Raw genomic sequence first — 24866 nt, 5'->3', positions numbered from 1 at the left:
CGATGACCGATCCTCAAGTCGGCCTGCTGATGCTGGGCCTGTTCATCCTGATCGTCCTGCTTGGATTCCCGATTGCCTTCACCCTGGCGGCCATGGGTGTCGGGTTCGGGTATTACGCCTTTGCCGGACCGAACCAGTTGGACAACATCTTCGGTAACCGCATCTTCAGCCTGCTGGTGCAGAAGACCTTCGAGGTCACCTCCAGCGACGTGCTGACGGCAATCCCGCTTTTCCTGTTCATGGGCTACATGGTGGAAAGGGCGAACATCCTCGACCGATTATTCCATTCGGTGCAGATCGCCGCGAAGAACATCCCGGGTTCCCTGGCCGTCGCCACGCTGATCACCTGTGCGCTGTTTGCCACCGCCACCGGCATCGTCGGCGCCGTCGTCACCCTGATGGGCCTGCTGGCCTTCCCGGCGATGCTGCGCGCCGGCTACAGCACCAAGCTGGCAGGCGGCGTGGTTTGTGCGGGCGGCTGCCTCGGCATCCTGATCCCGCCCTCGATCCTGCTGATCGTCTATGCCGCCACCGCCGGCATCTCGGCGGTGAAGCTGTATGCCGCAGCCTTCTTCCCGGGCTTCCTGCTGGCCGGCCTTTACATCGTCTATGTCATTATCGTCGCGATGATCAAGCCGGAATGGGCACCCAAGCTGCCCAAGTCGATGACCGATGTTCCGTTGCGCCGGGTTTTCTGGGAACTGGCCACATCCTTCATGCCGTTGGCCCTGCTCATCCTGTCGGTTCTTGGCGCCATCCTGTTCGGCCTGGCAACACCGTCGGAAGCCGCCGGCGTGGGCGCCCTGGGCAGTATGGTCCTGGCCGCCGCCTATCGCCAGATCACCTTCGAGCGTGTCCGCGATTCCGTGTATCTCACCGCGCGGGCCACGGCCATGGTCTGCTATCTGTTCATCGGATCGTGGATCTTCTCCTCGGTTTTCGCCTATCTCGGCGGCCAGAAGGTGGTGGAGGATTTCTTCGTCGGCCTCAACCTCACCCCGATCGAATTCCTGATCCTGACCCAGCTGATCATCTTCCTGCTGGGCTGGCCGCTGGAATGGACCGAAATCACCATCATCTTCGTGCCGATCTTCCTGCCGCTGCTGAAGATATTCGAGATCGACCCGATCTTCTTCGGCATCCTGGTGGCGCTGAACATCCAGACATCGTTCAACACGCCACCGATCGCCATGGCCGCCTATTACCTGAAGGGCGTGGCACCGCCGCATGTGAAGCTGACCGACATTTTCAACGGGGCGCTGCCTTTCGTCTTCATCGTGTTCCTGTGCATGGTGCTGGTCTACGTCTTCCCCGGCATCGTGCTGTGGCTGCCGGAATACCTGTATGAAATCCGCTGAGTGGAGCGAGTGACGCAGCCATGACAGTGACGACCAGTGACGGGCTGGAATGGATGGCGGCTGCGGACGCGGCCGCCGCCATCGCCGATGGGCGCCTGACCTCGCGGGAACTGACCGAGGCCTGCCTTGACAGTATCGCGCGGCAGGAAGACACCGTTGGCGCCTGGACCTTCCTCGATCGCGACCTCGCCCTTTTGCAGGCCGACATGGCCGACGATGCCCATCGCGCCGGCAAGCCCCATGGCCCGCTGCACGGCGTGCCGGTCGGCGTGAAGGACATTTTCGACACCCATGACATGCCCACCGGCGACGGTTCGCCCCTGCATGCCGGCCGCACGCCGCGCCGGGATGCCGCCGCCGTGGCCATGCTGCGCCAGGCCGGCGCGGTGATCCTGGGCAAGACGGTGACCACCGAATTCGCCGTCTATCACCCGGGCAAGACGGCCAATCCGCTGGACCCGACCCGCACGCCGGGTGGTTCCTCCAGCGGTTCGGCCGCCGCCGTCGCCGCGGGCATGGTACCGCTGGCCATCGGCAGCCAGACCAACGGCTCGGTGATCCGCCCGGCCTCCTTCTGCGGCATCGTCGGCTACAAACCCAGCTTCGGCCTGATTCCGCGTACCGGCGCCCTGCGCCTGTCCCGCGCGCTGGATCATGTGGGCGTTTTTGCCCGCTCGGTCACCGATGCGGCCCTGATTGCCGAATGCATGATCGGATTTGACCCCGACGATCCGGCAACCCGGCCGCAGCGCATGCCGCTGCGCGAGATGGCGGCCGGCCTGCCGCCGGTGACGCCGCGGCTGGCTTTTGCGCCCTCGCCTCTGTGGGATCAGGCCAGCCCGGACACGCAGGAGGGCTTCGCCGAACTGGTCGCAGCCCTGGGCTCGGCCGTCGAGCGCATCGACCTGCCCTCGGCCTTCGGCGATGCCGTCGGCTGGCACAAGACGGTGATGGAAACCGATCTGGCGGTAAACCTGGCCCGCGAATACGACGACTCGCCCGAGCAGATCAGTACGGTCCTGCGCGAGATGATCGCACGCGGACGCGCCGGCTACAGCAGTTTCGACTATGCCCGCGCCATCGAGGCCATCGAACGCCTGAGCGCCGCATTGGAAGATACCCTATTCGCCTACGACGCCATCATCACCCCGGCCGCGCCGGGCGTGGCGCCGCAGGGTCTGCACGCAACCGGCAGTCCGGTTTTCTGCACGGTCTGGACCTTCTGCGGCATGCCTGCGGTAAGCATTCCCCTGCTGCAGGGCGAGAACGGCATGCCGATCGGCGTGCAACTGGTGGGCTCGCGCGGCAGCGACGCGAAGCTGCTGCGCACCGCCAACTGGCTTTTCAACTACGATTTCAACTGACCGGACGGGAGACCGCCATGTTCAAATCCAATCTGCTGGCCGGCATCATCGCCATCACCATGCTCTGCACGTTCCTCGGCTTTCTGATGGCCTGGATCAAGGCTGTGCCGCTGATCGCCATCATGGTCTTCGTGATCGGCCTGATGATCTACGACTTCATCAAGACCATGCGGGAAATCCGCGACAATGCCGGCAACTGAGCCCGGAGGCCGCCATGACTCCGTCCGCCATGCCGCTGCAGGCCGTATCCGAGATCCGCACCGGCGTCACGCCCGAGGAATGGCAGGTGCGCGTCGACCTGGCCGCCGCCTATCGCCTGGTGGCGCATTACGGCTGGGACGACCTGATTTTCACCCATATCTCCGCCCGCGTGCCGGGACCGCAGGAGCATTTCCTGATCAATCCCTATGGCTGGATGTTCCACGAGATCACGGCCTCCTCGCTGGTGAAGGTGGATCTGGACGGCAATATCGTTTCGCCCACCGACCACATCATCAATCCGGCCGGCTTCACCATCCATTCCGCCGTGCATGCCGCGCGCCACGATGTGGGCTGCGTGCTGCACCTGCATACCGGCGACGGCATCGCGGTCTCGGCCATGGCCGAGGGCCTGCTGCCGCTCAGCCAGACCGCCATGGTCGCGCTCAGCACCCTCAGCTACCACGAGTTTGAAGGCATTGCCCTCAATCTCGATGAACGCGAGCGGCTGGTGGCCGATCTGGGCATGAACAACCTGATGATCCTGCGCAATCACGGCACGCTGGCCTGCGGCCGGACGGTGGCCCAGGCCTTCCTCAACATCCACCTGCTGGAACGCGCCTGCCAGGCCCAGGTGCGGGCGCTGGCCGGCGGCCGGCCGATGCATCTGCCGCCGGCGGCCGTGCAGGAAGTGGTGAAGGCGCAGGTCCGCGGGATGAAAATCGATGTCAGCGGCCTGGCCTGGGCCGGCCTGCTGCGCATGCTGGACGCGAAGGATCCCAGCTACAAGCTCTGAAGCCGCCGCAGCAGCTCGTCGACATCAGCCTGGGTCTGGTGCAGGCCGAAGCCGAAGCGCAGGCGCCGGCCGCGCAGATCGGTGACGATGCGGGCATCCGCCAGCCGCCTGTGCACCGTCTCGGCGTCGTCGAGGTCGAAGGTAAGGAAATTGCCGCGTGCCGGGTTGGCCGGCGGCACCACGAGTCGTTCCACCGGTAGAAAACCGGGCAGGCCCGCGATGAAGCGCCGCTGCAGGGCCAGGGCATGCTCGTGGATCGCTGCCACCGTAATGCCCTGCGCCAGCAGCCAGTCCTGCACGGCATTGAAGCGATACAGTCCCGAAGCATCGAAGGTGGCGCCCATGAAGCGCCAGCCGTTTTCCGCATAGGCCACGCGGCTGTCATTGGCCCGGCTCAGGGCGCCGAAGGCGGCATACCAGCCGGTATCGCGCGGACGCGGCGCCCAGCCCGGCGGACAATGCATGAAGCAGACCCCCTCGCCCGCCATGGCGTATTTGTAGCCCCCGGCCAGATAGAAGGCCCGCCCTTCCAGACCCGACCAGTCGACCGGGCGCGCCATGAAGGCGTGGTAGCCGTCCACCGCCAGCAGCGCCGCGCCGGCGGCGGCCGCGATGGCATCGAGGTCCGACACCGCAAAACCGGAATTGAAAAAAACCTGGCTGAGATAGATCAGGTCGAATCCGGCGCTGGCGGCATCGACGAACCGCGCCGCGAAACTGTCGAACGGCTCGGCCGCCACGCGGCATACCTGCACCAGGCCGTCTTCCTCCAGGCGCGCGATCTGACGGGTGAAGGAATGGAACTCGCTGTCGCTGGTCAGCACCCGCACCGGCCGGTCCACCGGGCAGCAGGAGAGCAGCCGCATCAGCAGTTCGTGGGTGTTCGGCGCAAAAACCACGCTCGTGGGATCGCTCAGGCCCAGTTGCCGCCCGATATGCCGCTGCGCCGCGGGCAGCACTTCGCCCAGGATCCGCTCCCATTTGCCATCGATCAGGCAGGCCGCATCGTCCCAGGCGCGCATATGCGCCTCGCGGCTGACATCGGGCCAGGGATGATGGCTGTGGGCGGCGAAATGCAATCGTTGCGGGTCGCTGCTGGAGAAACGGCTGAAATGGGATTTCAGGTCGAGCATGGCAGTCTTCCCGCTTTTCGCCCTATGCGCGCCGGGCACAATATTTTAAGCTTAAAATTATTTGCGGAGCAAGCCCATGACCACCGACGGCATCCAGACCGATTTCTCCGACCGCATGAGCTATGGCGACTACCTGAAGCTCGACACCCTTCTGTCGGCTCAGGTGCCGCTCTCGGCCGAACATGACGAGCTGCTGTTCATCGTCATCCATCAGGTACAGGAATTGTGGATGAAGCTGCTGAACCACGAACTCGACACGGCGATGCGACATATCCGGGCCGACGAACTGGGCCCGTCGTTCAAATGCCTGTCGCGCGTTTCGCGCGTGCAGATGCAGCTAATCCAGGCCTGGGATGTGCTGGCCACCATGACGCCGGCCGATTACCTGCGTTTCCGTCCGGCATTGGGCTCTTCGTCGGGCTTTCAGTCCTGGCAGTATCGCCTGATCGAATTCAAGCTGGGCGCCAAGAACGCCCTGATGCTGAAGCCGCACCGTCACCGTCCCGACATCTTCGGCCGCCTGCAGGCCGCTTTCGAGGCGCCCAGCATCTACGACGAGGCCCTGCGCCTGCTGGCGCGCCGCGGCCTGCCCGTGCCGGCCGACATCCTGGAGCGCGACCTGACGAAGCCGCATGCGGCCGATCCGCGCATCGAGGCATTGTGGCAGACGGTCTACCGCGAATCCGAGACCCATTTTGATCTCTACGAGATGGCCGAGGAACTGGTGGACGTGGAAGACTGTTTCCAGCAATGGCGCTTCCGCCACATGAAGACGGTCGAGCGCATCATCGGCATGCGGCCCGGCACCGGCGGCAGCGCCGGCGTGGCCTATCTGCGCCAGGCGCTGGAGCGCAGCTTCTTCCCCGAACTGTGGTCGGTGCGCACCAAGCTCTAGCGCCTGCGCCCTAATAGGCCGTGAACAGCACCATGAAGGCCGAGACGGTGATCGTGGCGATCATCGTCGTCACCAGGATGGTGCTGGAGGTGCGCTGCACATAGGTATTGGTGGCGGTGGCGAGGATATAGACATTCGCCGCCGTGGGCATCGAGGCCTGGATCACCGCCACGGCGGTGAGGAAGGCGTCGAGCTTCAGCACATAGGCCGCCAGAATCCAGACCAGCAGCGGATGGATCGCCAGCTTGCCGATGGCGGTCAGCGTCACCTGCTCCAGCCCTTCGGAAATCGGCCTGCCCACCAGCGTCAGGCCCAGCGCGAACAGCGCACAGGGCGCCGAGGCATCCGACAGCAGCTTGAGCAGCGCATGCAGCGGCACCGGCAGGGACCAGCCGGTCAGCCCCCAGATCAGGCCGGCGAAGGTGGAGAGGATCAGCGGATTGCGGCTCATACCGACCGCCACCTTGCGGAAGATCGCGGCCAGCGAGGCATGGCCGCCGCCAGTGCCCTCGATGATCGCGGTGGTGAGCGGGATCAGCAGGATATGATCGAACACGATCACCAGCACGGCTGGTAGTACGGCGGCATCGCCAAACAGCGTGACCAGGATCGGCAGTCCCATGAAACCGACATTGCCGAAGCTTGCGCCCATGCCCTGCACGGCCCGTTCGCCCCATTTCATCGGGAACAGCAGACGGCTGAGGCCCACCACCAGGCCATAGGCCAGCAGCCCACCGCCGGTATAGGCGGCGACGAATTTCGGATCGAATGCCTCGAAGACCGGCGCTTCCGACATTTTCAGGAACAGCATCGAAGGCAGGGCGAACCAGATCACGAAGGCATTCAGGCCCAGATAGGCCTGCGCCGTGATCAACCGGGTATAGCCGGCGGCATAGCCGGTGAAGATCAGGCCGAAAAAAGGCAGCGAGACGTTGAGCAGGGTTTCCATGTCGCGCCGCCCGTCCTTCCCTGCCCTATTCCGCCGGCTGCGGCGTCACCAGACGCCGGGAGAACGACTGCCGCACATGCTCGGGCATCACGATGGATTTCCGCGCCTTCAGATCGAACAGGACGGCGATGATCTCGGCGCGGGCCAATGGCTGACGCGTGTTGCTGTCGAGCAGGAAATGACAGAAGCGCCAGGTCTTCTCGCGCAATTCCAGGATACCGGTTCGGGTGTAATAGGCGTCGCCCACATTCAGCGGCCGGAAATAGTCGATGGTGTAATCCAGCGCCGCCGATCCCAGGCCCTGCTGGCGCATCTGCTCGGCCGTCAGGTCGCCGCCGGCCAGCATGTTGCCGGCGGCTTCCGAGAACCGCGCCATATAGAAACGCGTGGCCATGCGACCGGTCTCTTCCGCCTCCCAGCGATCGACCGCGCCACGGCAGGTTTCGAACATGCCATCCACTGGCGTCGATGGAACGGGCAGGCTGCCGGTCGGGCCGGGCAGCGGTGGCGCCACGAGCTGTGCGGCGAATGCCTCCGCCGCCTGCCGCATGTCGGCCGGCAGGGGCAGCGCGCCGCTGCCATCCAGCGCATCGAGGATCACGGTCGCCTCGCAGGTGGCCGACAATGTACCGGACTCGTCCTCGTAGAGCTCGTGATACAGATGCAGGCGGTCGGCTTCCACGGCACGAATACCGCTGCGCAGGCGCAGCACCGCACCCTCGTGGTTTTCGCGCTTGAACTGGATGCGATGCTTCAGCGGCCGCACGGCAGCGCTGTCGGCGCGGCGGCGCGTGGGACCATAACCCAGCGCGAGCAGCACCTGCTTCTCGGCTGCGGCGAAATGCGACAGGTAGAACTGCACATTCATGTGGCCCATGCGGTCGCATTCCCAGGCCTGCACCAGCGTACGGCCGCTGGGCAGGAAGCCGTGTTCAACCGGCGGCAGCGCCATGGCAACGGGCGGTTCGTCGGCCCGCACCAGCACGCGCTGGAACCCGGCTTCGATATCGGCCGGCAGGGTGACGGATTTGCGCGACTCCAGATCGAGGCATAATCCGAACACATCGGCGGTCATGCAGAGCTGCCCGCTTTCGGCATTGTAAAGCCGATGGTGAAACCGCAGCTTCTTGCCCTCGGCCATCGTGACGCCGCTTTCCATGCGGATCAGGTCGCCGGCATGCAGTTCGGCCAGGTATTTCAGTTCCGACTGCACGGCGGCGATGCCGAGCCGCTGCTCGACGAAAGCCTTGCGGCCGAAACCGGCCGCCAGCAGCACGCTGGCCGCGGCATCGCTGAAGCGTGCGGTATAGAACTGCACGTTCATGTGGCCATACTGGTCGCATTCCCAGGCGGCGACGCCACCGCGGTAGCTTTCGATAAAATTGCTCACGGAAACTCTCTCGGGTCGGGCTTGTTTTTTAATTCCGCCCATGTTCGCCCGTCAGGGCTGGCGGCGCAACTCCTTGGTCAGACCGTCCACAAGGGTCTGCACGGCACGGCGCACCACGGCTTCGCCGCCATCCCCCAGCACCTTCAGCCGGCCGGTTCCCTCCAGCATAAGAGCGCCGGTGATGGCGGCGGCCAGCGATACCGTCTCCGCCTTCAGCGCCTCGGGGGCCAGCGGCGCCAGCCGGCGGATGCCCTCGCCCAGCACGCCATAGCACTGGATCAGCCGCCCGTTCAGCAGGCGGTCGAGTTCCGGATTGAGGCTCACGGGTTTGAGGCCCTGGGCAAGATAAAGGCCGAGATAGAGATCGTCCGGCCGGGCGCGATAGAAGCCGTAAAACGCCAGGGCGGCGGCGAGCAGGTGACCCTCGGCCGAGGCCTTCGCCACGGCCTCGCGCAGATGCCTCAGCAGGTCGGCCAGCGAGCCGGCCAGCATGTCGGCATACAGGGCTTCCTTGCCGGGATAATGCAGGTACACCGTACCCACGGCCACGCCGGCCTCGGCGGCGATGGCGCGCAGGGTGGCGCCGTCCAGCCCGTCGCGGGCGAAGATGGTGCGCGCCGCCTGCAGGATGGCCTCGCGCTTGAACGCCTTCACCGCACCGCGGCGCTTGAGCTTCGCGGTGTCGGTGTCTGCGGCGGCTGCGGTTTTAGCGGGCATTCTTCCAGGCCAGCGGATCGCCGCCGTCGCGTTCCTTCACGGCGGCCTTGAAACCGATCTGCTCGCAACGCTGCTTGAAGGCCACGCCCTCGGGCGAATGCCGCGTGATGCCGTCGAACAGAGTGGCCAGTGTCTGGGTCGAGTTCAGACCCATATTGTCGTATGCTTGGTTCACCATCATTTTCTGCATCATCAACTGGTTCTTCGGCACGCTGGCAATGCGGGCCAGCAGGGCTTCGACGTGATCGTCAAGCTGGTCCTCCGGCACGGCGTCGATCACCAGGCCATAGTCCTTGGCCGTTTTGCCGTCGATCAGGTCGCCGGTCAGCAGCATGCGCTTGGCCTTTTCGGCACCCAGGCGATAGACCCACATCGCCGTGGTCGGGCAGCCCCAGATGCGTGCCGGCGGATAGCCGATCTTCGCATCTTCCGCCATCACCACCAGATCGCAGCACAGGGCGATGTCGCTGCCGCCGGCCACGGCGAAGCCGCGGATCTTGGCTACTACGGGTTTCAGCGACCGCCACAGGCTGAAAAAGCAGTCGGTGGCATGCCGCATCCACTGGTAATCGACCAGCGGGTCCCAGGGCATGTCCTGGCTGCCCTTCACCGGGCGCGGCGCCTCGGCATAGGCCTTGAGGTCGTAGCCCGAGCAGAAGGCCCGCCCTGCGCCGGTCAGCGCGATCACATGCACATCGTCATCCCGGTTGGCGCGTTCCACGGCGGCCCGCAGCAGGTCGGGCGTGTCTTCGTGGATGGCGTTCAGATGCTCGGGCCGGTTCAGCGTGATGCGGGCGATGCGGCCGTCGCGCTCGTACAGAACAATGGGGTCTGTGCTCATGGTTTCCTCCGTTTATGAGGAAACCGTATCATCGTTCATAAAAATGAACAATGTTCATAATTTCAGTTCGCGATACCGAACGTCATCCATCGGGTTGTCGTAATAGGGCGGAATATCGCGGAATTCCAGCGCATCGTAAATCCGGTTGGCGGCCACCATGCGGCGCAGGGTATCCAACCGCATCAGGCGGTAGCCCAGCCGGCTGGCCTCGGCGATCACCGCATCGGCCAGCAGTCGGCCAAGATTGTGGCCCCGTCCTTCCGGCGCGACATAGAGCCGCTTCATCTCGCAGATGCCGTCCCCGAGATCGCGCAGGCCGACCACGCCGCGCGCCACCCCGTTCACCTTGCCCAGCAGCAACGCGCCTTTCTGGGACGGATCGTATTTGCCTGGCATTTCGGCCAGTTCCTTGTCGAAGCCCTGAAAGCACAGGCTGAAATCCAGCGACTGGGCATAGGCCAGGAACAGCGCCTTGGCGGCGGCAAGGTCGTCAGACGTGCTGACGAGTTCGATGGTGATGGTCGGTTTCGAGTCGGTCATGGCATCCATCATGCGGCGCGGCGCGGAAAAGAAAAGGGCGCGGTGCCTAACAGGGGAAGGCACCGCGCCCGGCCGGGTTTGGGCACCGGCCACCGGCGGCCATCGGGGCGACCGCCGAGATTCGAATCCTTGAACATCACACCGTGATGCTGCCCTCCAGATACGGCACGCAGCTGCCGGCCATGCGCACGCGTTCGCCCTCATCGCGGCAATACAGCACGCCGCCGCGCGCCGAGGCCTGATAGGCGGTGATCTCGCTTTTGCCCAGGCGTTTGGCCCAGTAAGGCACGATGGAGCAATGTGCCGAGCCGGTGACCGGATCTTCCGGGATGCCCTTGGCCGGCGCGAAGAACCGCGACACGCAATCGATGCCCGGCTTGTCGCCCGGCGCGGTGACGATCACGGCGAATTTGTCGATCTGCATCAGGCCGTTCATGTCGGGCCTCAGGTTCCGCACGATGGCGGCATCGTCATAGACCAGGAAGTAATCCCGGCCGGCCATGACTTCGCGGGGCTGGACGCCGATGGCTTCGATCAGGCCCGCGCAGGGTTGCGCCGTTTGCGGCATGCGGCTGGGGAAATTCAGCGCCAGCCGGCCACTTTCGCCATCCGGCGTCACGGTCAGGATGCCGCTCTTGGTCGAGAAGTCGATGCGCTTGCGGCTGCCATCCAGCTTGTTGAAGATGACCCAGGCACTGGCCAGGGTGGCATGGCCACAGAGATCGACTTCCACTTCCGGCGTGAACCAGCGCAGGCCGAAACCATCACCTTCCGGCACGAAGAAAGCCGTCTCGGCCAGATTGTTCTCTGCCGCGATGGCCTGCATCGTTACGTCAGGCAGCCATTTCTCCAGCGGCACGATGGCGGCCGGATTGCCCCGGAACACCATCTCGGCAAAAGCATCGACCTGATAGATCGGCAGTTTCATGTCGTCTCCGTCACAGGAACAGCAGCAGCGCCGACAGCACGGTCAGTCCTGCCATCACAAGATTGAAAGTCAGCCGCTGCCGGGCATCATGCAGGAAGCGGCCGATGCCCACGCCAAACAGCGCCCAGAGCGAAACGCAGGGCAGGTTGACAAGCGTGAAGATCACGGCGACCAGAGCCAGTTCGAGGGCGTAGTCGCCACCCGGCGTGGTGAAAGCGGCAATCGCGCCGACCGCCATCATCCAGGCCTTGGGATTCACATACTGGAACAGCGCGGCCTCGTGAAACCGCATCGGCCGCGCCTTCGTCGCGGTTTCGATGGCGCCGGCCCGCGCCAGTTGCCAGGCCAGCCACAGCAGATAGGCGGTGCCGAGCAGCTTCAGCCCCTGATGCAGCAGGGGGCTGGCCAGAATGACAGCGCCCACGCCCATGCCGCTGACGATGATCAGCGACAGGAAACCCGCGCTGATACCAAGCATATGCGGCAATGTCCGGCGAAAGCCGAAATTGGCGCCCGAGGCGGTCAACAGGATGTTGTTCGGGCCGGGCGTGATCGATGTCACCACCGCAAACAGCACCAGCGGCAGCAACAGGAAGCCCGAGAGACCCGCGGCCGTCATCGCGCCGCTCCCGCCATGCCGCCCTTCGGCCCGTAGAACATCACCCATACCGCCATGTCGTCGCCGAAATCCTCGAAGCGATGCGACATGCCAGCCGGCACGAACAGGAAATCGCCGGGACGGAACGGTACGGTTTCGCCGCCCATCACGAAGCGCCCCTCGCCGCGCACCACGACATAGCATTCGTCACGATCATGCGGCTGCTGGTGATCGATCTGCTGGGGGGCATAGAACTCGGCCTGCAATTCGCCGCGTTCCAGCGCGATGGCAAACCGCTGGCCGCCCTGCGCCGGCAGGCGGGCCTGCATCTCGGCGGCGGTAAAACGGAAGGCGCGGTTGGGATCAGGTATCATCTGGCATCTCGCACCGGCTTGACCGGCGTCGCTGGCGGATACGGAACGCATCGCGCGACGCCGGCAGCCGGGGGGCTTAACGATTCGGCCCTAGCGCAGCCAGGTGGATTTGTGGGTGACCGCTTCGATATCGGCGCGGCTGAGGCCAACGTCTTTCAGAATATCGTCAGGCAAAGCGGCCAGATGCGCCCGTTCCCGGGCCCGGCGCTGCCAGTCGAGCAGCATCAGCACGGCGGCCGTCGCGCCCTGGGCGCTGACAGCGACCACACGGTCGATTACCCGGCCGATCGTGCTGCCCGCGCGTTCGACCGGGCCGCTACCGTAGGGCCGGTCGATTGTATCGATACAATTTGTCATCTTGCCCCTCCATTTCCGGGCGGTTTGTGTAGATTGAACCCGATCAATTCGGGCAATTCAGATACAATATTGACTCTTTGATCGCGTCAATGCCAATATTGTCACCATGACAATGTGGATCCCAAAACTCGATCTCTTCCCCGGCCCGCGCTACCAGGCGCTGGCTGCCGCCATCGAAGCCGCCGTGCAGGCCGGCGAATTGCCGCCCGGCGCGAAGTTGCCGCCGCAGCGCAATCTCGCCTGGAAGCTTGGTGTCACAGTCGGCACCGTCAGCCGCGGCTACATGCTGGCCGAGCAGAAGGGTTTGCTATCGGGTGAGGTCGGCCGGGGCACCTTCGTGAAGACCGGCGCGAACGGAAACTTCTCGAACGACAGCAGCCACGCGATCAGCCTGGATGGCGCCGAGATTCCGCGGCTGGCCACGCCGGGCGTGATCGAACTGTCGCGCAACGAGCCCACGCTGCCCGATTACGACGAGATCCTGCGCCGCTCGCTGCAGAAGCTGTCGCAGCGGCGCGGACTGCAGAACCTGCTCGGCTACAGCCAGACGCTGGGCGATCCGGCCCATCGCGCGGCGGCTGCGCAGTGGATCGCCCGCACCGGTCTGGAAGTCGCGCCCGAGCAGATCATCGCCACCGCCGGCGCGCAGCAGGCGCTGGCCGTGGTGATCACCGCGATGACCATGCCGAACGAAACCATGCTGGTGGAATCGCTCACCTATGGCGGCGTGCACGAGAATGCGCAGCAACGGCCGCTGAAGCTGGAAGCCGTGGCGATGGACGACGAGGGCATGCGGCCCGACGCGCTGGCCGAGGCGGCGAAGCGCACCGGCAGCCGGCTGGTGCTGATCCAGCCGACCATCCACAATCCAACCACGGTGATGATGAGCGAGGAGCGCCGCGCCGACATCGTGGCGGTGGCGCGCAAATTCGACCTCACCATCATCGAGGACGACGTCTACGGCTTCCTGGTGCGCGAACGGCCGACGCCGCTGGCCGCCCTGGCGCCGGAGCGCACCGTCAACATCACCAGCGCGTCGAAATGCATGGCGCCGGGCCTGCGCGTGGGCTGGATCGCCGCGCCGCTGGCGCTGATCGAGCGTTTCGCCGACGCGCTGCATGCCTATGCCGTGAACAATCCGCGCCTGAACCAGGAGATCGTGCGCCAGTGGATCGAGGATGGCACGGCCGCCAGCCTGGTGGAGCGCCTGCGCGCCGAATCGGAGGCGCGCAACGCCATCGCGCGGGAAGCCTTCGACGGCCTGACGCTGAAATCGCACCCGGCCAGCCTGCATTGTTATCTGGAACTGCCGAGCCCCTGGCGGCCGAACGATTTCACCAACCAGGCGCTGGGCCAGGGCGTGCGCATCGCGAGCTGCACGTCGTTCGTGCCCGACAACCGGCCCAACCCGCCGCCCTGGGTGCGCATCTCGCTGGCGCCTTCGCCCGACCGCGCGGAAGTGGTGGAGGGCCTGCGCCGCCTGCGCTGCCTGATCGAGCGCGGCCCGGAAGCGCGCCGCGCCGTCGTCTAATTCCGGCGCACCGTATGCGCGTGGTTGAGCGGACCATGGCCCTGGCCGAAGCCAGGCGCGGTCTCGATCGCCTTGCGCACATAGGCGCGCGCCTGCGCCACGGCCTTCTGCAGCGGCAGGCCAAAGGCCAGTCCGGTGGCAATCGCCGAAGCCAGCGTGCAGCCGGTGCCGTGCGTCGAGCTGGTATGCAGCCTGGCCGAGGCAAAGCTTTCGCTGCCGCGCGCATCGCATAACAGATCCACCAGCGTCTCGCCCGGCAGATGCCCGCCCTTGAGCAGCACGGCCTGCGGCCCGAGCCCGAGCAGGGCCTGCGCCGCCGCCGGCATGGCCGCGGCATCGGGAATCATCAGGCCGCACAAGGCCTCGGCCTCGGGCAGGTTGGGCGTGATGAGGGTGGCGCGCGGAATCAGCAACTCGCGCAAAGCCGCCTCGGCCTCGGCCTGCAGCAGCCGCGCACCGCCCTTGGCCACCATCACCGGATCGACCACCAGCGGCACATCGGGCGCATAGCGCTGCAGCGCATCGGCGACGGCCGCGATGATGTCGGCGCGATGCAGCATGCCGGTCTTGACCGCATCGGCGCCGATATCCTGCAGCACCACGCGCATCTGCAGCGCGATGAATTCCGCCGGCACGTCATGGATCGCATGCACCGTGACGGTATCCTGCGCGGTGAGCGCGGTGATCGCCGTGGCGGCATAGCCGCCGAGCGCCGTGACCGCCTTGATATCGGCCTGGATGCCGGCGCCGCCGCCAGAATCCGACCCCGCCACGATCAGAACGCGACCGCGCCCTTTCGCATCCGGCAGGCTCATGCCGCCGCCTGCTCCAGCGCGGTGACGATATCGGCCACCACCGTCTCGACCAGTTTCTGGTCCTCGCCTTCCGCCATCACGCGGATCAGCGGCTCGGTGCCGCTGGGGCGGATCACCACGCGGCCCGCCTTGCCCAATTTCTTCTCGGCCGTGTCGATGGCCTGCCGCACGGCGGGCAGCTCCAGCGGCTGGCCGCCGCCATGGCGCACGTTGCGCAGCAGTTGCGGATAGGGCGTGAAGCGGCGGCAGAAGTCGCTGGCCTTCTTGCCCGACTCGCGCAACGCGGCCAGCACCTGCAGGCCGGCCACCAGGCCATCGCCCGTGGTGGCGAAGTCGGACAGGATGATGTGGCCCGACTGCTCGCCGCCCAGATTGATGCCCTGCTCGCGCATCGCCTCCAGCACGTAGCGATCGCCCACCTTGGTGCGCAGCAATTCGATGCCCAGCCCGTTGACGAAGCGTTCGAGCCCCAGATTCGACATCACGGTGGCGACCAGGCCGCCCTTGGCCAGCCGGCCCTGGGCCAGCCAGCTTTCGGCAATCACCGCCATGAGCTGGTCGCCGTCGATCACGCTGCCGCGTTCATCCACCATCACCAGGCGGTCGGCGTCGCCATCCAGCGCGATGCCGACATGGGCGCCATGGGCCACCACGGCCTCCTGCAGGGCCTTGGGATGCGTCGAGCCGCAATCGCGGTTGATGTTGAAGCCATCGGGATTGACGCCGATGGAGATCACCTCGGCCTCCAGTTCCCACAACACCGCCGGCGCCACCTTGTAGGCCGCGCCATTGGCGCAATCGACCACGATCTTGAGGCCGGAGAGCTTCTGCCCCTTGGGCAGGGTGGCCTTGGCGAATTCGATATAGCGGCCATCGGCATCGTCCAGCCGCTTGGCGCGGCCGAGCCTGGTGGCCTCGGCCATCTTGGGCTGCTTCTCGCCCAGGATCATCGCCTCGATCTCGCGCTCGGCGGCATCCGAAAGCTTGTAGCCATCGGGGCCGAACAGCTTGATGCCGTTGTCGTGGAAGGGATTGTGCGAGGCCGAGATCATCACGCCGAGATCGCAGCGCAGCGCGCGGGTGAGCATCGCCACCGCCGGCGTGGGCATCGGGCCGACCAGGAACACATCCATGCCCACGGCAGTGAAGCCGGCGACCAGGGCGGGTTCGAGCATGTAGCCCGAGAGGCGGGTATCCTTGCCGATCAGCACGCGATGGCGATGGTCGCCGTTGGTGAAATAGGCGCCGGCCGCCATGCCGACGCGCAACGCCGTGGCGGGCGTCATCGGTTCGGTATTGGCGAGGCCGCGGATGCCGTCGGTGCCGAAGAATTTGCGGGTCATGCGAATCGGGTCCCGGATACGTGTACTGGCGGCGGACTATGCCACAGGAGGTGCAAAAAAGTCAGTCCCGATGCGGGTTTTACCCATCACCAGACGTTACGATCCGTAACAGGCGCAGCCCCGATGCCGCGCCAGATTTTAACCGCCTGCACCGTCTCGGGAACATCGTGCACCCGCAGGATATTCGCCCCCTGCGACAGGGCCCACAGCCCGGCCGCCAATGAGCCGGGCAGGCGGCGGGTGGGGTCGGTCTCGCCGCTCACCGCGCCAATGAAACTCTTGCGCGACACGCCGACCAGCAGGGCGCAGCCCAGGTCACGGAACTTCGCCGTGGCGCGCAGCAGGCTGAGGTTATGCGCGGGCGTCTTGCCGAAGCCGATGCCGGGATCGAGGATGATTTTCGCACGCGGAATGCCGGCGGCTTCGCAGGCCTCGATCCTGCGCCGCAGATAATCGAACACCTCGGCCACCACATCGGCGTAATGCGGCGCCTGCTGCATGCTGCCCGGTTCGCCCTGCATGTGCATCAGCACCACGGGCAGGCCGCTTTCGGCGGCCGCAGCCAAGCTGCCCGCGCCTTCCAGCGCGGAAATGTCGTTGATCAGCGCGGCGCCGGCTTTTGCTGCCACGCGCATGGTGGCGGCATGGCGCGTATCGACCGAGAGCGGAACCGCCAGGTCTTTCAGGCCCTCGATCACCGGCAGCAGGCGGGCGATTTCCTGTTCGGGGCTGACCGGCGCGGCGCCGGGCCGGGTGGATTCAGCGCCCAGGTCGATGATGTCGGCGCCCTGCGCGGCCATCTGGCGCGCCCGGGCGATGGCCGCGGCCGTGTCGCCCTTCAGGCCATCGCCCGAGAAACTGTCGTCGGTGACATTCACGATGCCCATGACCCAGCAGCCGGTCTGCGGGGGCCGCGACCAGTCAAAACCCATGAGGGGGGCAGGCGGGGAAAGCGTCATGCCGGTTCGTTCAAGTCCGTTTCGGTTCGTTGCGGTTCGTTTCGAACCATTCGGGTCCGTTTTGAACCGTTCAGGCCCGTTTGCATACCGTTCGGGTTCGTCTGGGTTCATTCCGGTTCGTGTTAATCAATTTTTCTACTCCTGGTATACGGTGGGATTCTCCCTTGATAAAATGTTCCTATCATGTTCTCATAGCAAAAGCAATACCGCCTCTCATAATTCCATCTATGGAATATTCCTTCCATGGCATATATTGTCGAATACACCGACGAGTTCGGCGAGGTCTGGGCGAGCCTGACCGAAACCCAGCAGGAGGATGTCGCCGCGATGGTGACCCTGCTGGAGGAACGTGGGCCGCACCTGCCCTTCCCCTACTCGTCGGGCGTGGCCGGATCGCGGCATGGCCATATGCGGGAATTGCGGGTGCAGTCGGGCGGCCGGCCGATCCGCATCTTCTAAGCCTTCGATCCCCGGCGGGCGGCGATCCTGCTGATCGGCGGCGACAAGACCGGCAACGACCGATTCTACGAGATTTATGTGCCGGTTGCCGACCGGCTGTATGACGAGCATCTGCTAGAGCTGAAACGCGAAGGACTGATCCCATGAGTGGACGCAAGAGTTTCGATGAACTGCGCGCCGGCATGACCCCGGCCTCGCGCGCCCGCGCCGAGGCCCGGGCTGTCGAGCTGCGCGCCGAGATGCCGCTGCAGGAACTGCGCGCGGCCCTGCGGCTGTCCCAGACACAACTGGGCGAGATGCTGCAGGTGGAACAGCCCGCCATCGCCAAGCTGGAAAAGAGAACCGATATGTATGTCAGCACCCTGCGGCGGGTGATCGAGGCTATGGGCGGACGCCTGCATATCGTGGCAGAATTCCCCGAAGGCCGCGTCGAGATATCCAATTTCGCCGGGGCCGGAACCGGAGCCGCCGAACAGCCGGCAATAACCACCCTGTAAATAACGCCTGGAACCGCACCCCATGACCTCTGCCATGACCCTCGATTTCCTGATCATCGCCCTGATCGTGGTGGCCACGCCGGGCACGGGCGTGCTCTACACCCTGGCCGCCGGGCTTTCGCGCGGGGCGAAGGCCAGCGCGGTGGCGGCCTTTGGCTGCACCCTGGGGATCGTGCCGCATATGCTGGCCGCCATCACCGGCCTGGCCGCCCTGCTGCATGCCAGCGCCCTGGCCTTTGACATCATCCGCTATGCCGGCGTGGCGTATCTCTTGTGGATGGCGTGGCAGACCTGGCGCGACCGCGGCGCGCTCTCGCTGGGCAATGCAGCCAATGGCATGGGCGCGGGCAAAACGGCGCGGCAGGTGACGGTCGAAGCCATCCTACTCAACCTGCTCAATCCAAAACTCTCGATCTTCTTCTTCGCCTTCCTGCCGCAATTCGTGCGCGCCGACGCGGACGACGCACTGGCGCAGATGCTTAGCTTAAGCGCCGTGTTCATGGCGCTCACCTTCGGCGTGTTTGTGCTCTATGGCATCTTTGCCGCCGCCGTGCGCGACCACGTGCTCAGCCGCCCGGCCATCCTGCTCTGGCTGCGCCGGACTTTTGCAGCGGCTTTCGTGGCACTGGGGGCGAAGCTGGCGCTGGCGGAGCGGTGATGACTGGCGTCTTTGATTTTAGCGACGCAAAGGATTTTTACAATTCTATAAGAAATTCCTATCTTCGCTATCAGAAAGGGCCAACTCGCGCGACAGAAGATTTGCTGTATGTCGTCATGGGTTTAAATCATTTACGAGAATGGATAGCCCCAGACTTTGATTCAAATTCAAAACACTGGAGCATCCCAAGAAACGCTGAACAAATATTCTCAAAAAAGATATTTAGTCACCCTGCTCACGCCGTAATACGCCAACTTTGCAATCACACAAAACATTCCAATAGAACCATGAATACTTACACTGAGCACGGCGCCCCAATCGATGACTGGCCTGATTTTGATGCAGTTCAAAGCACAGACTTAGGCCCTCCGATCAATCATTTCGTAGATGGCAAACCAATTTCTGAATTTATTGAAACGCTAATAGCCGAATATGAAACTTGGTTTGTTAGTCAATCGTCATAAATGAAAAATTGAATCGCACATCCATGAAAATCGGTATCATCGAATGCGGGCCGGTGCCCGAGGCGTTACGCAGCACCTATATCAGCTATCCCGCGATGTTCCGCGCGCAGCTTGCGCCCCTGCTGCCCTCTGCCACGTTCGAGACCATATCGGTGGTGCATGGCGAAACGCTGCCCGCGCCAGACTCCCGCGATGCCTGGCTGCTGACCGGGTCGCGCCATGGCGTCTATGACGACCTGCCCTGGATCGAACCGCTGAAAGGCTTTATCCGAGCAGTAGCGGCAAAGCAGCGCCCCATGGTGGGCGTGTGTTTCGGCCACCAGATCATCGCCGAGGCGATGGGCGGCAAAGTGCAGAAGGCGGAGATCGGCTGGCGCGTGGGCCTGGAGACTTATGAGACGCGCTTTGATGGTGCGGCGCAGAGCGTGGCGATGCCGGCCTTCCATCAGGACCAGGTGATTGTGCCGCCGCCGGGCAGCGAGATTGTTGCGCAGAGCGATGCCTGCGCCTACGCCGCCCTACGCTATCGCGATGCGCCGGTGTTATCCGTGCAGTTCCATCCGGAATTCAGCCTGGCGTATCTGGCAGACCTGATCGCCTGCCTGGCGAAACACGATGCCGAACCCGGCCTGCCGCCGCAGGCCGAAACAGATGATGCGCTGGCCGATGCAGGGGGCGATACCGGCATGCGCTGGATCGCCGAGTTTCTGGCGGCGCCTCACTCTTAACCGTCACCCTCGGGCTTGTCCCGAGGGTCCACGTCTTTGCTTTTTCACCGGACAGAAAAGTCGTGGATGGCCGGGCCAAGCCCGGCCATGACGGATAGTGGGGTGGGAAGGGTCCGACGCACATCCATGCGATATCGGCCACAATAAAAAAGGCCGGCCATGACGATTGGGCGTGGGCAGGCGCCTTCCTTCAGTCGAGCAGCAGCGCCATGCCCGGATCGCCCTTTTCCATCGCGCGGCGATAGGCGGGCCGGGCGCCGATGCGCGCCAGATAGGCGCGGATATGGGGATAGGGCGCAAGGTCGTAAGGCAGGTAATGCCGCATGGTGGTGAGGCAGAAGACGGTCATGATGTCGGCCGCCGTGAAATCCTGCCCGGCCAGCCAGGGCACATCCGCCAGCCGCGCGTTCATCATGCCGAGGCAGAGCGCCATGCGGTCGCGGCCGATCTTGCTGGCCGGATGCGCGCCATCAGGGTCCACGCGGTTGCCGATCAGCACGCGCATCAGGGCGGGCTGCAGCGTGCCGTTGGCGAAATGGAACCAGTAGAGATAGGAGGCGAAATCCGGGTGGTCCTTCGTCAGGGCCAGACGGGCGCCGCCGTTTTCCGTGGTGCCGTATTTGGCGATGATGTAATCCACCACCGCGCCGGATTCGGCCAGCACGATGCCATCATCGGTGATCCCATCATCAGTGATCACTGGTGCCGAGCCGATGGGATGCAGCGCCTTGTAGTCGGCCGGCGCCATCACGGGCGCGCGTTTGTAAATCCTCAGCTCGTAGGGGATGCCCAGCTCCTCGCAGAGCCAGACGATGCGTTCGGACTGCGAGACGCCGAGATGATGAACGGTAAGCATGCCGACTCCCTGTGCATATGGCGCGGCAGCCTAGCATGAAAAAAGCCCGGCATGACTGCCGGGCTTTTGAATGGACCCCGGCTCAAGGCCGGGGTGACGGTTTGTGCGAATGGGCACGATCACGCAGATCGTCGTCGGCTTGGCCGCTTTCTCATAATTCGTCACCCTCGGGCTTGACCCGAGGGTCCACGACTTTTTGTCTGGCAAAAATAAAACGTGGATGGCCGGGCCAAGCCCGGCCATGACGATGAAAGACATTTTCAAACAGCAGCAACAAAAAACCCGGCATGACTGCCGGGTTTTTCGTATCGATCTGCGTGCGGGCGCTTCTTTTGGCGCTTACGCGCCGGGGACCGGTTCCAGGCCCGAGGGGCCGGGCTTGCCGCCACGAGAAGAGGTCGGCACGGCAGACCGGGGCCCGGCATCGCCCGAGGATGACGGCTTGTCGTCGGGGCGCACGATGGGTTCGCCGCGCAGCAGGGCCTTCACCTCGTCGCCCGACAGCGTTTCGTATTCCAGCAGCGCCTGCGCCACCTTGTCGAGGTCGTCGCGGTGTTCGGTCAGGATGCGGCGGGCGGCGGTTTCCGCCTCGTCGATGATGCGGCGGATTTCCTCGTCGATCAGCTTGGCGGTGGCATCCGAGACATTCTTGCGCTGCGTGACGGAATGGCCGAGGAAGACCTCTTCCTCGTTATCCGAGTAGCGCAGGCGGCCAAGCTTGTCGGACATGCCCCATTCCGTGACCATGCGGCGGGCAAGGCCGGTGGCCTGCTGGATGTCGTTGGATGCGCCGGTGGTGATGTTTTCCTTGCCGAACACCAGCTCTTCCGCCATGCGGCCGCCGAACATCATCGCCAGCCGCGATTCCAGTTCGAGCTGCGACATGCTGAGCCGGTCCTTTTCGGGCAGCGACATGGTGACGCCCAGCGCGCGGCCGCGCGGAATGATGGTCACCTTGTGCAGCGGATCGTGCTTGGGCATGAACAGGCCGACCAGGGCATGGCCCGCCTCGTGATAGGCGGTGAGGCGCTTTTCCTCCTCGCCCATCACCATCGAGCGGCGCTCGGCGCCCATCATCACCTTGTCCTTGGCGGCCTCGAAATCGGCCATGGTGACGACGCGGCGGTTGCGGCGCGCCGCCAGCAGGGCGGCCTCGTTCACCAGGTTGGCGAGGTCGGCGCCCGAGAAGCCGGGCGTGCCGCGGGCGATGATCTTGGGGTCGACGTCGGGCGCCAGCGGCACCTTGCGCATGTGCACGCGCAGGATCTGCTCGCGGCCGATGATGTCGGGATTGGGCACCACGATCTGGCGGTCGAAGCGGCCGGGGCGCAGCAGGGCCGGATCGAGCACGTCGGGGCGATTGGTGGCGGCGATCAGGATCACGCCCTCGGTGGCCTCGAAACCGTCCATCTCGACCAGCAGCTGGTTCAGCGTCTGCTCGCGCTCGTCGTTGCCGCCGCCCAGGCCGGCGCCGCGATGGCGGCCGACCGCGTCGATTTCGTCGATGAAGATGATGCAGGGCGCGTTCTTCTTGGCCTGCTCGAACATGTCGCGCACGCGGGAGGCGCCGACGCCGACGAACATCTCGACGAAGTCGGAACCGGAAATCGTGAAGAAGGGCACGTTCGCCTCGCCGGCGATGGCGCGCGCCAGCAGAGTCTTGCCGGTGCCGGGCGGACCGACGAGCAGGCAGCCCTTGGGGATCTTGCCGCCCAAGCGCTGGAACTTCTGCGGGTCGCGCAGGAATTCCACGATCTCTTCCAGCTCGCTCTTGGCTTCCTCGATGCCGGCGACGTCCTCGAAGGTGACGCGGCCATGCTTCTCGGTCAGCAGGCGGGCCTTGGACTTGCCGAAGCCCATGGCCTTGCCGCCGCCCGACTGCATCTGGCGCATGAAGAAGATCCACACGCCGATCAGCAGCAGCATCGGGAACCAGGAGACGAAGATGCTGAACAGCGGATTGCCTTCCTCGGGCGGGGTGGCGGTGACGCGCACGCCGCGCTCGGTCAGCTTGGAAACCAGCGTCGGGTCGTTGGGGATGTAGGTGGTGAAGGCGCGGCCGTCGCGGAAATGGCCGGTCACCGTGTTGCTGCCGGTCTGGATCGCCACGTCGGTGATCTGGCCGTTATTCACGTCGTTGAGGAAATCGGAATAGGCGATGGAAGCCGAGCCGGTGCGCGTGCTGGGCCCCTGGAACAGGTTGAACAGCGCCACGACCAGAAGGCCGATGATCACCCACAGCGCCAGATTACGACCGAACATGTTCACGGTTTTCTGATCCTTTTTCACCGGTCCGGGCCGGCGCAGATGCCTGCGGCCGGGCCCTTCGATACCCCTCGCGGAAACCTTAGCCGATTTCCCCGATACCAGACCATAGATATGACCCCCTCGCCGCTAAACAAGCGGTAACCGGGGCGGAATCGGTTCACCAGGGCTTTCCGAATGTTACAGACAGCCCGGGCGGCAGCCGGCCCCAGTCCAGGCCCGGCACCGCCAGCAGCTTTTCGCCGCGCCAGAATGCCGGCAGGGCCGGCCAGGCGGCGGCGGGAAGCGGGCGGGCCGGATCATCGGGACGATGGCGGCCGAGCGGAGCGAGCGTGAGGCCGCGCAGCCCCTGCGGCACGGTGATGGCGAAGCGGCCGTCCCACAGGAGGCGGCTGCCGGGGGCGAGACGCGTCGCCGCGGGCAGGTGGCGCGCCTCGCGGCAGACCAGAATGCGCGCCGCACCCCTGTCGGGCCGCAGCAGGCAGCGATGCAGCGTGGCGGCGACGGGTTCTGCGCCGCGCAGGGCGGCGAGCAGGCGTTCCAGCCGCTCCAGCCGCGCCGGCAGCGGATCGCCGCCGACGGTCCTGAGCAGCAGGCCGAGCGCACGCAGCGCGATCTCGTCGTCGGCCGCACGCAGCCGCGCCGGCTCCAGCCAGGCGATGCCGGCGGCCGGATCGAATGCCGCGACCGCGCGCAGCAGGGCATGCGCGGCGGCATCGAGAGCAAGGCGCGCGCGGGCCAGATTCTTCGCGGTGAGCGCTAGATGCGCCACCAGCTCGGCGCGCGAGCGGGCATCGCCGCCGGCCAGATCGTCCAGCGCGCGGCGCACGCGCACGCGGGCGAAAGCGGGGTTGGCGTTGCTCGGATCCTCGATCCAGTCCTGGCCGCGCCGGCGCAGCGTGGCGACTAGGTCGGCCTTGGCCACGTCGAGCAGCGGACGCAGCAGGATGAAATCCTCATCCAGCGCGCGCGCTGGCTGCATCGCCGCCAGTCCATCGACGCCCGAGCCGCGCAGGGCGCGCAGCAGCAGCGTCTCGGCCTGGTCCTCGCGATGATGCGCCAGCAGCAGATGCCTGATGCCGGCCGCCGCGCAGGCATCGCGCAGCAGGCCGTAGCGCGCCTCGCGGGCGGCTTCCTGGCGATTGGCGGCAGGCTTGGGCCCGCGCCAGGCCAGCACGCGGCAGGGAATGCCGGCGGCCTTCATCCAGCGTGCCACCTGGCGGGCTTCTTTTGCCGATTCAGCCCGCAGGCCATGATCGACGGTGAGCGCGAGGATGCGCAGACCGCGCTGCGCCGCCCAGTCGCGGGCGAGCAGGGCCAGCGCCATGCTGTCGGCGCCGCCGGAAACGGCGACGGCAAGGCCGCCGGCATCGCGCGGCAGCCATGGCCCGAGCCGGCGGCCGAAAGCGGCGACGCTCAGGACCGGCATGGCGAGACGGTCAGCGGCAGTTGAGCTTGCCGCGCTCGCGGGTGGCGGCGTCCTTCACATGCTGCGGCGCCTGCGGGAAATCCTTGGCAAGCTGTCCCAGCGCGGCGCAGGCTTCGGGGTTCTTCTTCAGCGCGGCCAGCGACATGCCCAGCTTCAGCAGGCTGTCGGGCGCCTTGGCACTCTTGCCGTAACCCTGGTAGCCCTGCAGGAAGGCCTGGGCGGCCTGCTCGTATTGCTGGCGCACGTAATAGGTCTCGCCCAGCCAGTATTGCGCATTGCCGGCCAGCGGATCCTGCGGATGCGCACCGAGGAATTCGCGGAAGGCGGCCTCGGCATCGGCATAGTCGCTCTGCACCAGCAGCTTGTAGGCGTAGTTGTAGCGCTCCTGCGTGCTGCCGGCCGGCAGCTTGGCCCGCGCCGAGGG

The 24866-nt window shown here is 65.4% G+C and carries 28 protein-coding genes; 11 read left to right on the top strand and 17 right to left on the bottom strand.

The window, feature by feature from the left end:
- Positions 1–2 precede the first annotated feature (2 nt).
- Genes ACK4FK_RS17770 through ACK4FK_RS17755 form a run of 4 tightly spaced genes read left to right on the top strand, consistent with a single transcriptional unit; the run spans position 3 to position 3716 of the window.
- A complete protein-coding gene (locus ACK4FK_RS17770; protein ID WP_409746662.1) occupies positions 3–1358 on the top strand; it encodes a TRAP transporter large permease subunit in 1356 nt (451 codons plus the stop codon).
- A gap of 20 nt (positions 1359–1378) precedes the next feature.
- On the top strand, positions 1379–2722 hold the full coding sequence (locus ACK4FK_RS17765; protein WP_409746660.1) for an amidase: 1344 nt from the start codon (positions 1379–1381) through the stop codon (positions 2720–2722).
- Positions 2723–2739: 17 nt separating this feature from the next.
- Entirely contained in the window at positions 2740–2922 is a 183-nt protein-coding gene (locus ACK4FK_RS17760; RefSeq protein ID WP_409746658.1) for a hypothetical protein, read from the top strand.
- Positions 2923–2936: 14 nt separating this feature from the next.
- Positions 2937–3716 carry a class II aldolase/adducin family protein gene (locus tag ACK4FK_RS17755; protein ID WP_409746656.1) on the top strand — a complete coding sequence of 260 codons (780 nt, stop codon included), beginning with the start codon at positions 2937–2939 and terminating at the stop codon, positions 3714–3716.
- On the opposite strand, the gene ACK4FK_RS17750 is transcribed toward ACK4FK_RS17755, so the two are convergent.
- Positions 3704–4849 (bottom strand): aminotransferase class V-fold PLP-dependent enzyme, encoded by a 1146-nt coding sequence (locus ACK4FK_RS17750; protein WP_409746654.1) that lies wholly within the window; start codon positions 4847–4849, stop codon positions 3704–3706. The two genes, ACK4FK_RS17755 and ACK4FK_RS17750, sit on opposite strands and share 13 nt — an antisense overlap.
- 76 nt (positions 4850–4925) lie before the next feature.
- On the opposite strand from ACK4FK_RS17750, the gene kynA reads away from it, so the two are divergent.
- Entirely contained in the window at positions 4926–5744 is an 819-nt protein-coding gene (gene kynA, locus ACK4FK_RS17745) for a tryptophan 2,3-dioxygenase (RefSeq protein WP_409746652.1), read from the top strand.
- A 10-nt stretch (positions 5745–5754) separates the two neighbouring features.
- Here kynA and ACK4FK_RS17740 read toward each other — a convergent pair whose 3' ends face one another.
- The 9 genes from ACK4FK_RS17740 to ACK4FK_RS17700 all read right to left on the bottom strand — a co-directional run bounded on the left by ACK4FK_RS17740 (position 5755) and on the right by ACK4FK_RS17700 (position 12438).
- Positions 5755–6693 (bottom strand): AEC family transporter, encoded by a 939-nt coding sequence (locus ACK4FK_RS17740; RefSeq protein WP_409746650.1) that lies wholly within the window; start codon positions 6691–6693, stop codon positions 5755–5757.
- A 25-nt stretch (positions 6694–6718) separates the two neighbouring features.
- Positions 6719–8083 (bottom strand): acyl-CoA thioesterase, encoded by a 1365-nt coding sequence (locus ACK4FK_RS17735; RefSeq protein WP_409746648.1) that lies wholly within the window; start codon positions 8081–8083, stop codon positions 6719–6721.
- A 51-nt stretch (positions 8084–8134) separates the two neighbouring features.
- A complete protein-coding gene (locus ACK4FK_RS17730; protein ID WP_409746646.1) occupies positions 8135–8800 on the bottom strand; it encodes a TetR/AcrR family transcriptional regulator in 666 nt (221 codons plus the stop codon).
- A complete protein-coding gene (locus tag ACK4FK_RS17725) occupies positions 8790–9641 on the bottom strand; it encodes a crotonase/enoyl-CoA hydratase family protein (protein WP_409746644.1) in 852 nt (283 codons plus the stop codon). The genes ACK4FK_RS17730 and ACK4FK_RS17725 overlap by 11 nt, the downstream gene beginning before the upstream one ends.
- 54 nt (positions 9642–9695) lie before the next feature.
- Positions 9696–10181, bottom strand: a complete 486-nt coding sequence (locus tag ACK4FK_RS17720; RefSeq protein ID WP_409746642.1) for a GNAT family N-acetyltransferase — start codon at positions 10179–10181, stop codon at positions 9696–9698.
- A 136-nt stretch (positions 10182–10317) separates the two neighbouring features.
- Positions 10318–11109: a PhzF family phenazine biosynthesis protein gene (locus ACK4FK_RS17715; protein ID WP_409746640.1), complete on the bottom strand. Its 792-nt coding sequence runs from the start codon at positions 11107–11109 to the stop codon at positions 10318–10320.
- Between the two features lie 10 nt (positions 11110–11119).
- On the bottom strand, positions 11120–11728 hold the full coding sequence (locus ACK4FK_RS17710) for a LysE family translocator (RefSeq protein ID WP_409746638.1): 609 nt from the start codon (positions 11726–11728) through the stop codon (positions 11120–11122).
- Positions 11725–12081, bottom strand: coding sequence for a cupin domain-containing protein (locus tag ACK4FK_RS17705; protein WP_409746636.1), 357 nt, complete (start codon positions 12079–12081; stop codon positions 11725–11727). Before ACK4FK_RS17705 ends, ACK4FK_RS17710 begins: the two co-directional genes overlap by 4 nt.
- Before the next feature lie 90 nt (positions 12082–12171).
- A complete protein-coding gene (locus tag ACK4FK_RS17700; protein WP_409746634.1) occupies positions 12172–12438 on the bottom strand; it encodes a DUF1127 domain-containing protein in 267 nt (88 codons plus the stop codon).
- Between the two features lie 106 nt (positions 12439–12544).
- On the opposite strand from ACK4FK_RS17700, the gene ACK4FK_RS17695 reads away from it, so the two are divergent.
- A complete protein-coding gene (locus ACK4FK_RS17695; protein ID WP_409746632.1) occupies positions 12545–13969 on the top strand; it encodes a PLP-dependent aminotransferase family protein in 1425 nt (474 codons plus the stop codon).
- Here the strand turns inward: ACK4FK_RS17695 and thiD are convergent.
- The 3 genes from thiD to folP form a co-directional block, all read right to left on the bottom strand.
- Positions 13966–14784 carry a bifunctional hydroxymethylpyrimidine kinase/phosphomethylpyrimidine kinase gene (thiD, locus tag ACK4FK_RS17690; RefSeq protein WP_409746630.1) on the bottom strand — a complete coding sequence of 273 codons (819 nt, stop codon included), beginning with the start codon at positions 14782–14784 and terminating at the stop codon, positions 13966–13968. The genes ACK4FK_RS17695 and thiD overlap by 4 nt on opposite strands.
- On the bottom strand, positions 14781–16133 hold the full coding sequence (gene glmM, locus ACK4FK_RS17685; protein ID WP_409746809.1) for a phosphoglucosamine mutase: 1353 nt from the start codon (positions 16131–16133) through the stop codon (positions 14781–14783). The genes thiD and glmM overlap by 4 nt, the downstream gene beginning before the upstream one ends.
- Positions 16134–16213: 80 nt before the next feature.
- Entirely contained in the window at positions 16214–17014 is an 801-nt protein-coding gene (gene folP, locus ACK4FK_RS17680) for a dihydropteroate synthase (RefSeq protein WP_409746628.1), read from the bottom strand.
- Between the two features lie 315 nt (positions 17015–17329).
- Between folP and ACK4FK_RS17675 the strand changes: the two genes are divergently transcribed.
- The 5 genes from ACK4FK_RS17675 to ACK4FK_RS17655 all read left to right on the top strand — a co-directional run bounded on the left by ACK4FK_RS17675 (position 17330) and on the right by ACK4FK_RS17655 (position 19892).
- Entirely contained in the window at positions 17330–17545 is a 216-nt protein-coding gene (locus ACK4FK_RS17675) for a type II toxin-antitoxin system RelE/ParE family toxin (RefSeq protein ID WP_409746626.1), read from the top strand.
- Positions 17546–17688: 143 nt separating this feature from the next.
- Positions 17689–18042 carry an XRE family transcriptional regulator gene (locus ACK4FK_RS17670; protein WP_409746624.1) on the top strand — a complete coding sequence of 118 codons (354 nt, stop codon included), beginning with the start codon at positions 17689–17691 and terminating at the stop codon, positions 18040–18042.
- A 22-nt stretch (positions 18043–18064) separates the two neighbouring features.
- Positions 18065–18700, top strand: coding sequence for a LysE family translocator (locus ACK4FK_RS17665; RefSeq protein WP_409746622.1), 636 nt, complete (start codon positions 18065–18067; stop codon positions 18698–18700).
- Positions 18700–19164, top strand: a complete 465-nt coding sequence (locus tag ACK4FK_RS17660; protein ID WP_409746620.1) for a hypothetical protein — start codon at positions 18700–18702, stop codon at positions 19162–19164. Before ACK4FK_RS17665 ends, ACK4FK_RS17660 begins: the two co-directional genes overlap by 1 nt.
- Before the next feature lie 23 nt (positions 19165–19187).
- Entirely contained in the window at positions 19188–19892 is a 705-nt protein-coding gene (locus tag ACK4FK_RS17655) for a type 1 glutamine amidotransferase (RefSeq protein WP_409746618.1), read from the top strand.
- Positions 19893–20082: 190 nt separating this feature from the next.
- Here the strand turns inward: ACK4FK_RS17655 and ACK4FK_RS17650 are convergent, their stop codons facing one another.
- From ACK4FK_RS17650 to ybgF, 4 genes are all read right to left on the bottom strand, one after another.
- Complete coding sequence (locus ACK4FK_RS17650; protein ID WP_409746616.1) at positions 20083–20748, bottom strand: glutathione S-transferase family protein; 666 nt, start codon at positions 20746–20748, stop codon at positions 20083–20085.
- A 339-nt stretch (positions 20749–21087) separates the two neighbouring features.
- The gene (gene ftsH / locus ACK4FK_RS17645) at positions 21088–23016 is read right to left on the bottom strand and encodes an ATP-dependent zinc metalloprotease FtsH (protein ID WP_409746614.1); all 1929 of its coding nucleotides are present in this window, start codon (positions 23014–23016) and stop codon (positions 21088–21090) included.
- A gap of 157 nt (positions 23017–23173) precedes the next feature.
- Positions 23174–24442: a tRNA lysidine(34) synthetase TilS gene (gene tilS, locus ACK4FK_RS17640; RefSeq protein WP_409746611.1), complete on the bottom strand. Its 1269-nt coding sequence runs from the start codon at positions 24440–24442 to the stop codon at positions 23174–23176.
- Positions 24443–24452: 10 nt separating this feature from the next.
- A partial coding sequence (gene ybgF / locus ACK4FK_RS17635) for a tol-pal system protein YbgF (RefSeq protein ID WP_409746609.1) occupies positions 24453–24866 on the bottom strand: 414 nt, incomplete at its 5' end.

Source organism: Ferrovibrio sp., from assembly GCF_046297895.1.
Taxonomy (GTDB): domain Bacteria; phylum Pseudomonadota; class Alphaproteobacteria; order Ferrovibrionales; family Ferrovibrionaceae; genus Ferrovibrio.
Note: the sequence above shows the minus strand (reverse complement) of the source record. Positions and strands in the feature narration are given on the sequence as shown.

Excerpts from the sequence above, each read along its gene's own strand:
- ACK4FK_RS17770 (WP_409746662.1), top strand. The coding sequence starts at position 3 with ATGACCGATCCTCAAGTCGGCCTGCTGATGCTGGGCCTGTTCATCCTG.
- ACK4FK_RS17740 (WP_409746650.1), bottom strand. The coding sequence starts at position 6,693 with ATGGAAACCCTGCTCAACGTCTCGCTGCCTTTTTTCGGCCTGATCTTC.
- ACK4FK_RS17730 (WP_409746646.1), bottom strand. The coding sequence starts at position 8,800 with ATGCCCGCTAAAACCGCAGCCGCCGCAGACACCGACACCGCGAAGCTC.
- ACK4FK_RS17665 (WP_409746622.1), top strand. The coding sequence starts at position 18,065 with ATGACCTCTGCCATGACCCTCGATTTCCTGATCATCGCCCTGATCGTG.
- ACK4FK_RS17695 (WP_409746632.1), top strand. The coding sequence starts at position 12,545 with ATGACAATGTGGATCCCAAAACTCGATCTCTTCCCCGGCCCGCGCTAC.
- ACK4FK_RS17705 (WP_409746636.1), bottom strand. The coding sequence starts at position 12,081 with ATGATACCTGATCCCAACCGCGCCTTCCGTTTTACCGCCGCCGAGATG.
- ACK4FK_RS17765 (WP_409746660.1), top strand. The coding sequence starts at position 1,379 with ATGACAGTGACGACCAGTGACGGGCTGGAATGGATGGCGGCTGCGGAC.
- ACK4FK_RS17720 (WP_409746642.1), bottom strand. The coding sequence starts at position 10,181 with ATGACCGACTCGAAACCGACCATCACCATCGAACTCGTCAGCACGTCT.
- ACK4FK_RS17710 (WP_409746638.1), bottom strand. The coding sequence starts at position 11,728 with ATGACGGCCGCGGGTCTCTCGGGCTTCCTGTTGCTGCCGCTGGTGCTG.
- folP (WP_409746628.1), bottom strand. The coding sequence starts at position 17,014 with ATGGGCATCGTGAATGTCACCGACGACAGTTTCTCGGGCGATGGCCTG.
- kynA (WP_409746652.1), top strand. The coding sequence starts at position 4,926 with ATGACCACCGACGGCATCCAGACCGATTTCTCCGACCGCATGAGCTAT.
- ACK4FK_RS17650 (WP_409746616.1), bottom strand. The coding sequence starts at position 20,748 with ATGCTTACCGTTCATCATCTCGGCGTCTCGCAGTCCGAACGCATCGTC.
- ACK4FK_RS17655 (WP_409746618.1), top strand. The coding sequence starts at position 19,188 with ATGAAAATCGGTATCATCGAATGCGGGCCGGTGCCCGAGGCGTTACGC.
- thiD (WP_409746630.1), bottom strand. The coding sequence starts at position 14,784 with ATGAGCCTGCCGGATGCGAAAGGGCGCGGTCGCGTTCTGATCGTGGCG.
- ACK4FK_RS17700 (WP_409746634.1), bottom strand. The coding sequence starts at position 12,438 with ATGACAAATTGTATCGATACAATCGACCGGCCCTACGGTAGCGGCCCG.
- tilS (WP_409746611.1), bottom strand. The coding sequence starts at position 24,442 with ATGCCGGTCCTGAGCGTCGCCGCTTTCGGCCGCCGGCTCGGGCCATGG.
- ACK4FK_RS17715 (WP_409746640.1), bottom strand. The coding sequence starts at position 11,109 with ATGAAACTGCCGATCTATCAGGTCGATGCTTTTGCCGAGATGGTGTTC.
- ACK4FK_RS17660 (WP_409746620.1), top strand. The coding sequence starts at position 18,700 with ATGACTGGCGTCTTTGATTTTAGCGACGCAAAGGATTTTTACAATTCT.
- ACK4FK_RS17675 (WP_409746626.1), top strand. The coding sequence starts at position 17,330 with ATGGCATATATTGTCGAATACACCGACGAGTTCGGCGAGGTCTGGGCG.
- ACK4FK_RS17670 (WP_409746624.1), top strand. The coding sequence starts at position 17,689 with ATGAGTGGACGCAAGAGTTTCGATGAACTGCGCGCCGGCATGACCCCG.
- ACK4FK_RS17750 (WP_409746654.1), bottom strand. The coding sequence starts at position 4,849 with ATGCTCGACCTGAAATCCCATTTCAGCCGTTTCTCCAGCAGCGACCCG.
- ACK4FK_RS17725 (WP_409746644.1), bottom strand. The coding sequence starts at position 9,641 with ATGAGCACAGACCCCATTGTTCTGTACGAGCGCGACGGCCGCATCGCC.
- ACK4FK_RS17755 (WP_409746656.1), top strand. The coding sequence starts at position 2,937 with ATGACTCCGTCCGCCATGCCGCTGCAGGCCGTATCCGAGATCCGCACC.
- ACK4FK_RS17760 (WP_409746658.1), top strand. The coding sequence starts at position 2,740 with ATGTTCAAATCCAATCTGCTGGCCGGCATCATCGCCATCACCATGCTC.